9 protein-coding genes are annotated in these 12,668 nt (G+C 68.4%); 2 read left to right on the forward strand and 7 right to left on the reverse strand.

Going from position 1 to position 12,668, the window contains the following annotated elements; all coding sequences use genetic code 11:
• Positions 1–13: 13 nt before the first annotated feature.
• The 6 genes from J2X42_RS03900 to J2X42_RS03925 are packed head-to-tail and all read right to left on the reverse strand — an operon-like array spanning position 14 to position 9,333.
• Positions 14–973 carry an alpha/beta hydrolase gene (locus J2X42_RS03900; RefSeq protein WP_310162407.1) on the reverse strand — a complete coding sequence of 320 codons (960 nt, stop codon included), beginning with the start codon at positions 971–973 and terminating at the stop codon, positions 14–16.
• Positions 970–3,669, reverse strand: a complete 2,700-nt coding sequence (locus J2X42_RS03905; protein WP_310162409.1) for a family 78 glycoside hydrolase catalytic domain — start codon at positions 3,667–3,669, stop codon at positions 970–972. The genes J2X42_RS03900 and J2X42_RS03905 overlap by 4 nt, the downstream gene beginning before the upstream one ends.
• 16 nt (positions 3,670–3,685) lie before the next feature.
• Complete coding sequence (locus J2X42_RS03910; protein ID WP_310162410.1) at positions 3,686–4,693, reverse strand: ABC transporter ATP-binding protein; 1,008 nt, start codon at positions 4,691–4,693, stop codon at positions 3,686–3,688.
• Complete coding sequence (locus J2X42_RS03915; RefSeq protein ID WP_310162411.1) at positions 4,690–6,768, reverse strand: dipeptide/oligopeptide/nickel ABC transporter permease/ATP-binding protein; 2,079 nt, start codon at positions 6,766–6,768, stop codon at positions 4,690–4,692. Before J2X42_RS03915 ends, J2X42_RS03910 begins: the two co-directional genes overlap by 4 nt.
• On the reverse strand, positions 6,765–7,718 hold the full coding sequence (locus J2X42_RS03920; RefSeq protein ID WP_310162414.1) for an ABC transporter permease: 954 nt from the start codon (positions 7,716–7,718) through the stop codon (positions 6,765–6,767). Before J2X42_RS03920 ends, J2X42_RS03915 begins: the two co-directional genes overlap by 4 nt.
• 58 nt (positions 7,719–7,776) lie before the next feature.
• Positions 7,777–9,333: an ABC transporter substrate-binding protein gene (locus J2X42_RS03925; RefSeq protein ID WP_310162417.1), complete on the reverse strand. Its 1,557-nt coding sequence runs from the start codon at positions 9,331–9,333 to the stop codon at positions 7,777–7,779.
• 221 nt (positions 9,334–9,554) lie between these two features.
• On the opposite strand from J2X42_RS03925, the gene J2X42_RS03930 reads away from it, so the two are divergent.
• Together J2X42_RS03930 and J2X42_RS03935 are read left to right on the forward strand one after the other, a co-directional pair.
• Positions 9,555–10,808, forward strand: coding sequence for a family 1 glycosylhydrolase (locus tag J2X42_RS03930; protein WP_310162419.1), 1,254 nt, complete (start codon positions 9,555–9,557; stop codon positions 10,806–10,808).
• Between the two features lie 75 nt (positions 10,809–10,883).
• Positions 10,884–11,726 carry an IclR family transcriptional regulator gene (locus tag J2X42_RS03935; protein ID WP_310162421.1) on the forward strand — a complete coding sequence of 281 codons (843 nt, stop codon included), beginning with the start codon at positions 10,884–10,886 and terminating at the stop codon, positions 11,724–11,726.
• Positions 11,727–11,741: 15 nt separating this feature from the next.
• Here J2X42_RS03935 and J2X42_RS03940 read toward each other — a convergent pair whose 3' ends face one another.
• A complete protein-coding gene (locus J2X42_RS03940) occupies positions 11,742–12,494 on the reverse strand; it encodes a GAF and ANTAR domain-containing protein (protein WP_310162423.1) in 753 nt (250 codons plus the stop codon).
• Between the last annotated feature and the right edge of the window lie 174 nt (positions 12,495–12,668).

Consider the following 12,668-nt stretch of genomic DNA (forward strand, 5'->3'; position numbering starts at 1 on the left):
AACGGGTCGGTGGCTAGAGCTCGCTGGCGAAATAGTCCACGGCCGCGCGGAGGATCCCGTCCATCTGGTCCTCCGCGCCGAAGAAGCAGTGGTCCCCGCCCTCGACGACGATCACTTCGTTGCGGACGCCCGCGACGTCGAGCGCACCGGCCAGCAGTTCGGTCTGGGACAGCGGGACGAGGCCGTCGCTGTCGCCATGGATCAGCAGGAACGGGGCCGCCCCGGCGGTGACGTAGCCCAGCGGGCTGGCGGCCGCGAGCAGGCCGGGATCGTCGCTGCCGCCCACCAGCATGGGACCCGGCTCCGTGGACATGCCCGGCGGGACAGCAGCCATCAGCGCGCCGGACATGAGGCCGGCCGGTGTGTTCAAGGGCGGCATGTCCGGCAATGAGGACACCCCGTAGAAATCGACGACGGCGCTCACGCTGCTTGGGTGCCCCTGGACGCCAAGGCCGCCCTCGAGGTCGGCGAGGGTCCCGGTGACGCCGAGCAACGCGGCGAGGTGGCCGCCGGCGGATTCGCCCCAGGCGCCGATGCGTTCCGGATCAATGCCCAGGATGCCGGCGTGCTCCCGGAGGTAGCGGACCGCGGCTTTGATGTCATGCAGCTGGGCCGGGAACGGCGCCTCGAGTGCGTGCCGGTAGTCCACTGTGGCGCACGCGATTCCGGCTTCATTCAGGAGCCGGAACACCGAATCCGGGGCGAACGTGGGCGGCAGTTCGCGGCGGTCACCCAGCTGGAAGGCGCCGCCGTGGATCCACACCACCAGCGGCACCGGTCCCGCCGCCGCGCGCGGCAGCCAGATGTCCATGGCCAGCCGGCGGAATCCGACGGCGATCGCGTAGCTGACTTCGCGGTGCACCAGGGAATGTTCGGAGAATTCCTCGGGCGCGCCCAGGCGCCCAAAGGCCGGGAAGGGAGGCGGCGCGGGCATCATTCGCGGGGCTGTGGCGGCAACGGCTTCCGGGGTCATGGTGCGCTCCTGGCAAGGTCGGTAGTGGTTTCTGCGCTGGCCGCCGGGGCGGCGGCCACAAAGGAATGGGTTCCGGGTCCGACGACGGCGGCCGGCTCGCCGGGCAGCCGAAGTTCCGCGGTGGTGCCGGACGGGACGGTCGCCGTGAGCGCCAGCACGCCGTCGTCGATGGTCCAGTCAATTTCGATGAGGCCCTGCGGGCCCAGGTGCGAGGTGCTGGCGGATGCCAGGCCGGCGCCCGGACGGGGTTCGATGATGATCTGCTCCCAGCCGGCGCTGCCCGGCGCCTGGCGCAGCCCGGCCGTGTAGCGGTGCAGGAAGGAAACCACGGCACCCTTGCTGTAGTGGTTGAGCGACTGGCGCACCGTTCCGTCCGCGCCGACCCCGTCCCAGGCCTCCCACATGGTGGTGGCGCCGCGGTCCACCATCACCAGCCAGGACGGCTCGGAGTCCTGCATCAGCAGCTCATAGGCGAGGTCCAGGCGGCCGTTGTCGGCGAGTGCCGGCAGCAGGTAGGGGGTGGCCAGGAAGCCAGTGCCCAGGTGGGTTCCGGCGGCGCCGACCAGTTCGGCGAGCTGGCGGGTGACGGCGGGGCGGGCGTCGCCGGGGACGAGGTCAAACGCCAGCGCACGGACGCAGTTGGCCTGCGTGCCGCCGTCGACCGTTTTGTCGGATACCGTGCCGTCCGCCTGCAGGTATTCCTGCTGCCAGGCGCGGCGGACGTTCTCGGAGAGCTCCGCCAGTTCCCGGGCTTCTTCGTCCAGGCCGAGGACGGCTGCCACCCGGGCCATGATGGCCGAGGTGTGCCGGTAGTACGCGGTGGCCACGATGCCGTTGTCTGCGGAGCGGGAGGCAAAAAGATCCGGCGCCGGGCCGCCGGGTTCCATCCACTCCCCGAAGTGGAAGCCGGTGTCCCAGAGGTACTGCTCGTGCGGTGCCGGCGTGGCGCGTGCTGCTGCCCTGGCCGGGTGCCGGTTCCCTTCCGCGGTGCTGCGGACAAAGCCGAGCCACCGGTTCATGGCCTCCCAGTTCTCTGCCAGGATGCCGGCGTCGCCGGTGGCGAGGTAAATCTCCCAGGGCACCATAACGATCGCGTCCGCCCAACCTGAGGATCCATTGGTGAAGGCCATGAATTCGGCACCGGTCACGTCCGGCCCGGGCGACGGGGAGATGTTGGCGACTATGCCGTTGTCCCATTGGTCGGCGCGGACATCGTTGAGCCATTTCCGGCTGAAGCCTGTGACATCGAAGAGGTAGGCGGCGGTGGGCACAAAGAGCTGCCAGTCTCCGGTCCAGCCGGCCTTTTCGCGCTGCGGGCAGTCGGTGGGGACCTCGCAGGCGTTGTCCCGGAAGCTCCACTCCACGATGTTGTGCAGTTTGTTCAGCCGGTCATCGCTGCAGCTGAAGGTGCCCACGCGTTCCAGGTCGGTCTGGACCATGCAGCCCACGATGTCCGTTGGCAGGAGGTCCCCGGCCAGGCCACGGACGGAAACGTACCGGAAGCCGTGGGCGGTGTGGCGTGGTTCGAAGACCTGGCCGGGCGCACCGACGGAGACCACCGAGTCCACCTGCCCGGCGCCCCGGAACTGGCCGGGGTTCTTGAAGTCGATGGGGCGGAGGTGGTCCTGGGTGACGTCGCCGTCCGGGCCCAGGGCTTCGCCGTAGACCAGGGTCACCTCGGTGCCGGCCGATCCCAGCCGTGACAGCCTGACCCAGCCGTTGATGTTCTGGCCCAGGTCCACCACCTGGTTGCCGTTGCCAAGGCGGGTGATGGAGGCGGGGACGAGTTCCTCCACGATCCTGGTGGGCGGCGCCACCGGGCCGGTGAGGGTGGTGAAACTGCCGTCCCGCAGGACGACCGGCCGGGCTTCCCTGGTGCCGGACGCTGCTTCGCGGAAGTCCACGCGCTGCCCCTCCATCAGGTCCGCGGCGAGGATCTCCGTTGTGGAGGCCAGCCAGGACCCGTCGGTGCCGATCACCGTCCGGGCTCCCCCGGACTCAATTTCCAGCTGCGCAAGGAAAGCCGTGTGCGTCCCGAACATGTCGGCGTCGCGCGTGAACCCGAAGGAACCGCGGAACCAGCCGTCGGTAAGGACCGCCCGCACGGTGTTGGCGCCGGCGCGGAGCAATGGCGCGATATCAAAAGCCTGGACCTGCAGGGTGCTGTGGTAGCTGGTGGAGCCGGGGGTGAGCTGCTGGTCCCCCACCCGCCGGCCGTTGATGAACAGCTCGTAGATGCCGTGCGCGGTGGCGTAGGCGCGGGCAGAATCGGGTGCGGCGTCCAGGGTGAAATCGCGGTGCAGGGCGTAGCCGGGGCGCTCCCCCGGCGCCGGGACCACCGGCTCGTAAGGTCCGATCCACCGTGCACTCCAGTCGGCCGGGTGCAGGAGGCCCAGCTCCACCGGCATGGGTTCGGCCCAGTCGGAGGTGGTCTCGGTGCCGTCCGGGGCCTGGTCCCAGGTGCGGACCGTCCAGTCGAAGCGGTCCCGCGACCCGAGCGCCGGGCCCCCGTACGGCACGGAAACGTGCGTGCCGCTGTCCACCCGGCCGGTGTCCCAGCCGTTGCTGGCGGTCAGCCGGTAGGCAGTTTGCCGGACCGTCCCCGGCGGCGGCGTCCAGCTGAACCGCGGGGTGGTTTGGGTGATGCCGAAGGCCTCGCTGAGGTTCTCGGTGCGGAGCCGGGTGGGATGCGTCATGGGTTCCGGGCTGTCGTCAGGCGTAGTGGCAGGCGACGTCGGACCCGCCCACCGTGCGCAGCGCGGGCCGTTCGGCGGCGCAGAGCTCGGTGGCCAGCGGGCAGCGCTGCCGGAACGGGCACCCGCCCGGGGCAGCGGAAACAGACGCGGCGGTCCGGACGCCCATGGCTTCCCGGACGCTCCGGCGCTCGGCCTGTTCGGCCGGCCGCGGTACAGGCGAAGCGGCCACGAGGGCCTGGGTGAAGGGGTGCTTCGGCGACTCGGTGACGGCCGCGGCCGGTCCGCTTTCCATGACCTGGCCGCGGTAGAGGACCACTACGCGCTGGGCCAGGAACTGCACCACGGAGATGTCGTGGGCGATGAACAGGTAGCTCAGGCCGCGTTCGTCCCGGAGGTCGGCCAGGAGGTTCAGGACCTGGGCCTGGGTGGAGAGGTCCAGGGCGCTGACCGCTTCATCGCAGACCACCAGTTGGGGCTCGCAGATGAGGGCCCGGGCCACGGCGATGCGCTGGCGCTGGCCGCCGGAGAACTGGCTGGGGTAGCGGTCCACGGCTTCCCGGGGCAGGCCCACGCGTTCCAGCATGACCTGGGCTTTCTCCCGTGCGTCTGCGGCGGACACGCCGCGGAGCCGCAGGGGTTCCGCCAGCGAGGCGCCCACGGTGTTGCGCGGGTTGAGCGAGGAGTTGGGGTCCTGGAAGACTGCGCGCAGTTCCCCGCCCAGCTTTCGCCGCTGGGCCGCGTTGGCGCGGGTGATGTCCTGGCCCTGGTACTCGATGGACCCTCCGGACACGGCCTGCAGGCCCAGGATGGCCTTGCCGATGGTGGATTTTCCGGAACCGGACTCCCCCACCAGCCCCACGGTCTCACCTGGCGCGATGGTAAAGCTGACGCCGTCCACGGCGGCCGGCGCGGCGGCAGCCTTGCGGCCACGGCCGTAGCGGACCACCAGGTCCTTCACTTCGAGCATGGGCCGGGCAAGGGCGCCGGCCGCAGAGTCCTGCAGTTCAGGGGTTGCGATGCTCATGCCATGTCCTTCTCAACGATGTTCAACAGCCGCGGTGCGGGGACCGGAAACTGGTGCGTGGGCACTTCGGTGGCCACCCATTCCAGGCCTTCAACGGCCAGTTCGTCTGCCTTGACGCAGCGGACCAGGCCCTCGCCCGTTCCTGAGGGCAGCAGCGGGATGGGGACCATGCAGGCGGAGCCCGCGAACTGGCAGCGTGCCGCGAACCGGCACGTGGCGGGCCAGTCCTTGGGCTGCGGAACCTGGCCGCTGATGGTGGCCAGCCGTTCCGGCATGTCCGCTGCGTGGTTGGCGTGCGGGTCCGCTGCGAGCAGAGCCAGGGTGTACGGGTGCCGGGGGTTGTCCAGAATCTCGGCAGTTTTGCCGTTCTCCACCACCTGGCCTGCGTACATCACGGCCACCTGGTCACAGATGTCGGCAACGACTCCGAGGTCGTGGGTCACCATCACCACGGACATGCCTGTGTCCTTCACGAGGGAGCGCAGCAGGGACAGGATTTCGGCCTGGACGGTGACGTCCAGCGCTGTGGTGGGTTCGTCTGCCACGAGCAGGCGGGGCCGGCCGGAGAGCGCCAGGGCGATGGCTACACGCTGTGCCATGCCGCCGGAGATCTGGTGCGGGTAGGTCTTGAGGATGCGCCTGGCGTCCACGATGCCCACCTTCTCCAGCAGGCTGAGGGCTTCGGCACGGGCCTCGGCTTTGCCCACCTTGCGGAGGCGGCGGATAGCGGCCGTGAGCTGGTAGCCCACGGTAAACATGGGGTCCAGTGCCCGCATGGGCTCCTGCGAGATCAGCGCGATTTCGCTGCCCCGGACCGATTCCATGTCCTTGTCGGTGGATGCGGCCAGGTTTTTGCCGTTCCACAGGATCTGCCCGCCGGTCACGGACACCCCGGAGGGAAGCAGCCCGAGCAGGGAGAGCGCGGTCATGGTCTTGCCGCAGCCGGACTCGCCCACCAGCCCCAGCACCGTTCCCTGTTCGACGTCGAAAGAGACGTCCGTGACAAGGTGCACGCTGCCGTCCACACCCACGGTGAGGTTGCGGACGCTGAGCTGGCCGCTGGCCGGAGCCTGCCCTGCTGCATCGGGGACCGTTGCAGCGATGGCGGCAACGGCTTTGGCGCGCTGGCGGCGGGCGGCAGCGGAGGGCAGGTGGGAGGCGGTGGCGTTGGGTGCCTTGCCCAGGGCGTTGCCAATGGCGTTGGCGGCCAGGACGGTCAGGGCAAGCACGGCGCCGGTGGGGACCATCAGCCAAGGGGCGTCGTAGACATGCTGGGAGGCGCTCTGGATCATGCCGCCCCAGCTGGGCTGCGGGATGGGCGGGCCGAAGCCGATGAACGCGAGCCCGGCCTGGATCAGCATGCCGACGGCGAAGATGAGGGCAGACTGCACGACGATGGTGTTGGTCAGGCCCGGCAGGACGTGGCGCAGGCTGATGCCGAAGGCGCTGACACCGTCCACTTTGGCAGCGTCCACGTAAAGCTGGGACTGCAGCGACTTGGCCTGGCCCAGAATAACGCGGTAGACGCCGGCTGACATGAAGACGCCAAGGACGGCCATGATGAAAGGGATGTTGGTGCCCACGGCACCGATGACGGCGAGGATGATGACCGTCGACGGCAGGGACATCATGATTTCGGTGCTCCGGCTGATGATGCCTTCAGCCCGGAGGGACGCCGCGGCGGTCATGGCCAGGATGGTTCCGAGCCCGATGCCTACCAATACCGTGATGAAGGACGTGCCCAGGGTGCCGGCGGCGGAGGCGAAGATTCGGCTGAGGATGTCCCGTCCCAGTTCGTCCGCGCCCAGCCAGTGGGCGGCGGACGGGCCGGAGAGGACTGCGGTGAAATCCTGGTCCTCGGTCTTGAACGGCAGCCACCATGGCGCGGTCAGGGACGCGGCCACCAGTGCGGCGAGCCACAGCAGGCCGGCCACTCCGCCGGGAGAGGCGAACAGCCGGTGGGCGGAGACCTTGGAGAACGCAGCCCGGGGACCGGACTTCGGCAGGCCCGATTCCGGCAGGGCTGCAGCGGCGACGGTGCTGTCGGCGGGGGCGGGTGCAACGTTGGGGATCATGCGGCACGCAACTTCGGGTCGAGGAACTTGGTGGCGAGTTCGAGTGCCAGGTTCACAGCCACCACCACGACTGTGGCGATGACCACCACGCCCTGGACGGCGGGAGCATCATGGGTGCTGACGGAACTCTGGGCTGCCTGGCCCAGGCCTGGCATGGCAAAGAGTTGTTCGGCCACAACTGATCCGCCGAAGAGGCCCATGAACTGCAGGGCGATCCCGGCCACAATCGGCAGGCTGGCGTAACGCAGGGCATGGATGTACAGGATTTTCCAGGTGGGTGTGGCGGTGGCCCGCAGGGTCCGGATGTGTTCCTGCTGCAGGGCTTCGAGCATCGACGCCCTGGTCTGGCGGGCAATGAACGCAGCACCGCCGACGGCCAGGGTGATCACCGGCAGGGCAAGCGACAGGGCCCAGTCCTGGGGGGACACGTCGAAGGGAACGTAGCCCGTAGCCGGGAACACCGAGGACTGGACGGCGAACAGGTAGACGAAGATGATGCCGATCCAGAAGGCCGGCAGGGCCACCGCCATGCCGCAGAGCCCGCCGACGATGCGGTCCACCGTACCGCCCCGTACCGCGGCGGTGACGCCCAGGGCGATGCCGAGGACTGCGCTGAGCACAGTGGCCCCGGCGGCCAGCGACGCCGTCACGGGCAGCCGGCTCGCGAGGTCGTCGGAGACGGAACGGCCATCGATCAGCGAGATCCCCAGGTTGCCCTGGACCGCGTCGCCGAGCCAGCGGACAAACTGTGCCAGGAGCGGGTCATTCCAGCCGAGGCGGGCGTTGACCTCGTCGATGGCCTCCTGGGAGGCGCCGGCTCCCAGCGACACTGCGCCGGGGCTGCCGGGCATCGCATGCACCAGCAGGAATGCCAGCACCGCGACCACCAGCACGGTGGCCAACGCCATGAGCAGGCGTTTGGTGATGAATAGTGCCATGGTGACCTCCATCGGTCAGAACTTGCCGGGCGGCCACCCTTAGGGGCGGCCACCCGGCAGATTCGGGGTATTAGCTTGCCGGTGCGTAGGAAGAGAGCAGCGGGTACGCGTTGGTGCCGGCGAACTCGACCTGCTTGATCTTCTTGGTGTTGTAGCCCTGGTTGGTGAGGGCTTCATAGAGCGGGATCATCCAGCCGGATTCAACGAGCCGGGTGTTCAGCTTGGTCAGGGCGGCCTTCCTGGCGGCGTCGTCCTTGGCGGCGGCTACCTCACCGGTGGCGGCGCTCAGCTGCTCGTCGGTGGCTTTCTGCACGTTGGTGAAGCCGCTGAGGATGGCTCCGTACATCACTCCCACGGGGTTGTCCCAGTTCAGCGGGGCGTAGCCGAGGGGCGTGGTGGCCACCGCGGCGAACGCTTCATCGGTGGAGGACGCCAGCTTGACGTTCATGGTGATGCCGACGGCGGCGAGGTCCTTCTGGACGGCCTGCAGGTCAGTCTGCGTCTGGGGGCCGGCGATGATGGTGAATTCGAAACCGTTGGCGTAGCCGGCTTCAGCCAACAGGCTCTTGGCCTTTTCCGGGTCGTAGGCGAACGTTGTCTCCAGTTCCTCGCTGAAGCCTGCGGAGTCCTTGGGCAGGGCGTTCCAGGCCGGGATGTCACCCTTGTGCAGCGCGTCCACCAGTGCCTTGCGGTTGATGGCGTGCTGGATGGCCTGGCGGACCTTTTCGCTGGCGAAGGCCGGGGCGGTCTTGCCGATCTTGTCGAAGGAAATCATGGTGTTGACGGTGCCGCCGATCTGGGACACCCCTACACCCTTGGTCTTGACGAAGTCGACAGTGGAGGAGGTCAGCATGGCTACGTCCGCCTGGCCGGAGACCAGGGCGTTGGCCCGGGCCTGGGGATCGAGGACAACGCTGAAGATGACCTTGCTGAAGGGGTACTTTGCGGCGTCCGCGTTCTTCTCGTTCTTCACCATCACGTACTTGTTGCCCTTCACCGTGGAGGCATCGATGGTGTAGGGGCCGGACCCTGCCGGGGTCGCGGCCAGGCTGGCCGTGTCGGTGACGCCGGCCTTGCCCACGATCATGCCGGTGGTGGAGGCCAGGTTCTTCTCGAAGCCCGGCTGGGCCTTGGCGAACGCCAGGGACACTTTGGTGGGGCTTACGACGTCCACGGTGGTGATTTCCTGGGCCCCGCCCTTGGCAACAGCCGAGTACGCGGTCAGGGCAGGATCGGAGCGGCGGTCAAGGTTTGCCTTCACCAGGTCGGCGTCGAGCTTGGAGCCGTCGGTAAAGGTCACGCCCTCCTTGAGGGTGAGCGTCAGGACCGTGTTGTCCGCGTTGTATTCGAAGGCGGTGGCCAGGCCGGGACCTGCGGAGCCGTCCGTCTTGAGGACCATGAGGCTGTCGTAGAGGCCTTCGAAGAACTGGCGCTGGGCGGCGGAGACGCGCAGCGGGTCATAGCCGAACGATGCCGAGTCGCTGTCGATCGCGAGGGTCAGCGTGCTGGTGTCGACCTTGGTGCCCGCCTGGGTGGAGCCGCCGCCGCAGGCGGTGAGGGATCCCAGCAGGAGCGCTCCGGCCAGAACGGCGGAGCTCCCACGTGCGGTGGAGTTCAGGAGTTTCATGTAGTGCGCCTTTGCATTCTGATGTGACAACGGGGTGAACAGCTATGGGGGCCAGGCGAGTGGCCGGCTCTCTCAAGCATCGGCGGGAGCGCAACAGGGCAGACATGAGAATTTCATTGGTTGAAACACTTATGTGGTTCGGGTCACTGGGGAGGACAGGATGGAAAGCACGGCATCGAAGCCGGACGCCGGGCTGCCGGCGTTGCACCGAAAGGACCACCGTGACTGTCTCTTATCCATTCCCGCCGAATTTCCTGTGGGGCGTCGCTACGGCCGCGCACCAGGTCGAAGGGAACAACGTCAACAGCGACGCCTGGCTTTTGGAGCACCTGCCCCAGACGATGTTTACCGAGCCTTCAGGCGATGCCATTGACCATTACCACCGCTATCGCGGGGACATCGCCCTGCTGGCCTCGCTGGGCTTCAGCAGCTTCCGGCTTTCGGTGGAATGGGCCCGGATCGAACCGGAGGAGGGGCACTTCTCGGAGGCGGAACTCAACCACTACCGCCGCGTCCTGGAAGCCTGCCACGAACACGGCCTCACACCGGTGGTCACCTACCACCACTTCACGTCCCCGCAGTGGCTCCTCACCGCCGGCGGGTGGGAGGACGCCAGGACACCGGAACTCTTCGCCCGGTACTGCGGCAAGGTGACCGAGCACCTGGGTGACCTCATCGGCGTCGCCTGCACCCTGAACGAGCCCAACCTGCCGTGGCTGCTGAAGTCCTTCGGCATTGGTGGCGAGGCACCCGAGCACCGTGCTTCCGTGCCCGTTTGGGCAGCAGCCGCCGGCAAGCTCGGCGTCGGCGCACACAAGATGGCACCGTTCCAGTTCTCCTCGACGGAGGCCGGGTTCGACGTGAAACTGGCAGCACACCGCGCCGGTACCGCTGCCATCAAGGCCTGGCAGCCGGACCTGATGGTGGGCTGGACCCTGGCGAACTCGGACATCCAGTCCGTCGCCGGCGGACAGGACGCAGCGGACGCGGTCCGCCGCGACGTCAACGAACGGTTCCTGGAGGCCTCGCGGGGTGATGACTTCGTGGGCATCCAGACCTACGGCCGCACGGTCTTCGGCCCGGACGGCCTGGCGCCGGCCCCCGAAGGCGCGGCAACGAACCAGATGGGCGAGGAAATCTACCCCCAGGCCCTCGAGGCAACCATCCGGGAAGCCGCCCGCGTAGCAGGAATTCCAGTGATCGTCACCGAAAACGGCCTGGCTACGGAGGAGGACACGCAGCGGGTGGACTACTACAAAGCCGCCGTGGACGGTGTCGCCGCATGCCTGGCCGACGGCATCGACGTCCGCGGCTACATCGCCTGGACAGCCTTCGACAACTACGAATGGGTGTTCGGCTACCGCCCGAAGTTCGGCCTGATTGCCGTGGACCGGGCCACGCAGCAGCGGACGCCCAAGGAAAGCGCGCTGTGGCTCGGCGGGGTGGCGGCCGGGGCACGGATTCCGGTCTCCTGACCCCCGCTGGCATTTTCATTGGGTGGAACACTAGTCTGGGTGTCACCGGCGACCAAGGAGGATCGGCAGCCCGTCATGGCACCCACCGACAACACTGCCGACGCGGCGGCACCGGCCCCCGCGCGGGGCAAGCGCCCCAAGCAGGGCGAACCGGTCATTGACCGGGCGCTGAGCCTGCTCGCTGTCTTCACCGACCGCCGTCGGGCGTTAACGCTGTCCGAGATGGCCCGTCACGCCGGCATGCCGGCTCCCACCGCGCTCCGGCTGATCGCCCGGCTGGTGGCGTGGGGTGCGTTGGAACGGCTCAACGACGGCAGGTACGTGGTGGGGGTCAGGCTCTGGGAGGTGGCGTCCCTTTCTCCGCGCGGGCACGGGGTCAGGGAGATCGCGCTGCCATACCTGGAGGACCTTTTTGAGGTGACCCGCCACCACGTGCTGCTGGCGGTGCGGGACAAGGAGCAGGCAGTCCTGATTGAACGGCTGTCCTCCAAGCAGGCCACCGAGGTTGCCTACCGGGTGGGAGGCCGGGCACCCCTGCGGTCCACCGCCGTCGGGCTGGTCCTCCTCGCCGGAGCGGACGCGGACTTCCAGGAACGCATCCTCCGCCAGCCGCCGGACATCGAACCCGGCGTTGCCCCCATGCCCGAGGGCCAGCTGCGAAGGACCCTGTCCGACGTGCACCGGACTGGCATCGCGATGATCCGGCGGTCATTGCCGTCCCTGACGGTGTCCGTCGCTGCGCCGATTTTCGATGCCCAGGGCACCGTGGTGGCCGCCCTGTCCATCGTGGTTCCGGACGGCAGCACGCCGCCCAACGTGCTGGCGCCGGCGGTCCGGGCCACGGCCAGGGCGGTCTCGCGAAACCTGGGCTTCAAGACAGAACTGGCGGACGACGTCCGCACGCATTCACAGGGCTGACCTTCCGGCGGGCAGCTATTCGTCGAAGTGCGTGACGGCGCCGGTGGTCCCCGAGAGTGCGGCCACCACCTGCGAGGCCACATCGTGGAGCTTGAGGTTGCGGGTATTGGAGGCACGCAGGAGGACCTTGAACGCGGCGGGCTGGCTGCACTTGTTCCTGGCCATGATGGCGCCGGTTGCCAGGTCAATGACCGTCCTGGATTCCATCGCGGCCTTCAACTCGTCGCGGGTGTCCTGCAGCCGTGCCATCCTCAGCACCAGCCGCAGCCCCTTGGACGCCTGTTCCGCGAAGGCCTCCACCCTGCCAATATCCTGCCCGTGGAAGGCATTGGGCAGCCGGCTGTACACGTTCAGGACTGCCCGGCTGGGACTTTCCAGGGCCAGCGGCACGGACAGTACCGACAGGAAACCGCACCCGGCCACCGCGCGGGTGTAGTGGGGCCAGCGCTCATCCGGCCCCAGGTCCGGGACATGCACCGTCCCGTGGCCCTCGCCGGCGGCTACGCCCGGGCCCTGCCCGCAGCTGGCCTCCGCCCGGACCATCCGGCGGGCGTACTTGTCACTGCCGGCTGCAGTGCTGGATTTCCTGCTCCGCACCAAAGAAATCCCGCAGGACACTTCCCCGCCGCGGCTGCTGAGCCGGCCCGCCGCATAGGCGGCCAGGTCCCCCAGCAGCTTCTCCACGCACGGGTTTCCCAGGACAAGGTCCTGGAGGTGCAGTGCAACATCGGTGAAAACTTCGTCGTCTGAGACCTTTGCGGCTACCAATGTCCCCCCTGAAACACAATGCAAGCCAAATACCGGCCGCAACGCTGCGGGCCGGCCACCGCCCCCGCGGTCATTGAAGCTTACTCCCGGCGTGGATTGTGCGGAATAGCTGACGCTTCCTCCTGCCGGACTCAAAGTGCCGCCGACCTGCGTCGACGTACTCACGGTAAGCTC

This window comes from Arthrobacter sp. BE255 (assembly GCF_031457335.1).
GTDB lineage: Bacteria > Actinomycetota > Actinomycetes > Actinomycetales > Micrococcaceae > Arthrobacter.

Excerpts from the sequence above, each read along its gene's own strand:
- J2X42_RS03920 (WP_310162414.1), bottom strand. The coding sequence starts at position 7,718 with ATGGAGGTCACCATGGCACTATTCATCACCAAACGCCTGCTCATGGCG.
- J2X42_RS03910 (WP_310162410.1), bottom strand. The coding sequence starts at position 4,693 with ATGAGCATCGCAACCCCTGAACTGCAGGACTCTGCGGCCGGCGCCCTT.
- J2X42_RS03900 (WP_310162407.1), bottom strand. The coding sequence starts at position 973 with ATGACCCCGGAAGCCGTTGCCGCCACAGCCCCGCGAATGATGCCCGCG.
- J2X42_RS03905 (WP_310162409.1), bottom strand. The coding sequence starts at position 3,669 with ATGACGCATCCCACCCGGCTCCGCACCGAGAACCTCAGCGAGGCCTTC.
- J2X42_RS03915 (WP_310162411.1), bottom strand. The coding sequence starts at position 6,768 with ATGATCCCCAACGTTGCACCCGCCCCCGCCGACAGCACCGTCGCCGCT.
- J2X42_RS03925 (WP_310162417.1), bottom strand. The coding sequence starts at position 9,333 with ATGAAACTCCTGAACTCCACCGCACGTGGGAGCTCCGCCGTTCTGGCC.
- J2X42_RS03935 (WP_310162421.1), top strand. The coding sequence starts at position 10,884 with ATGGCACCCACCGACAACACTGCCGACGCGGCGGCACCGGCCCCCGCG.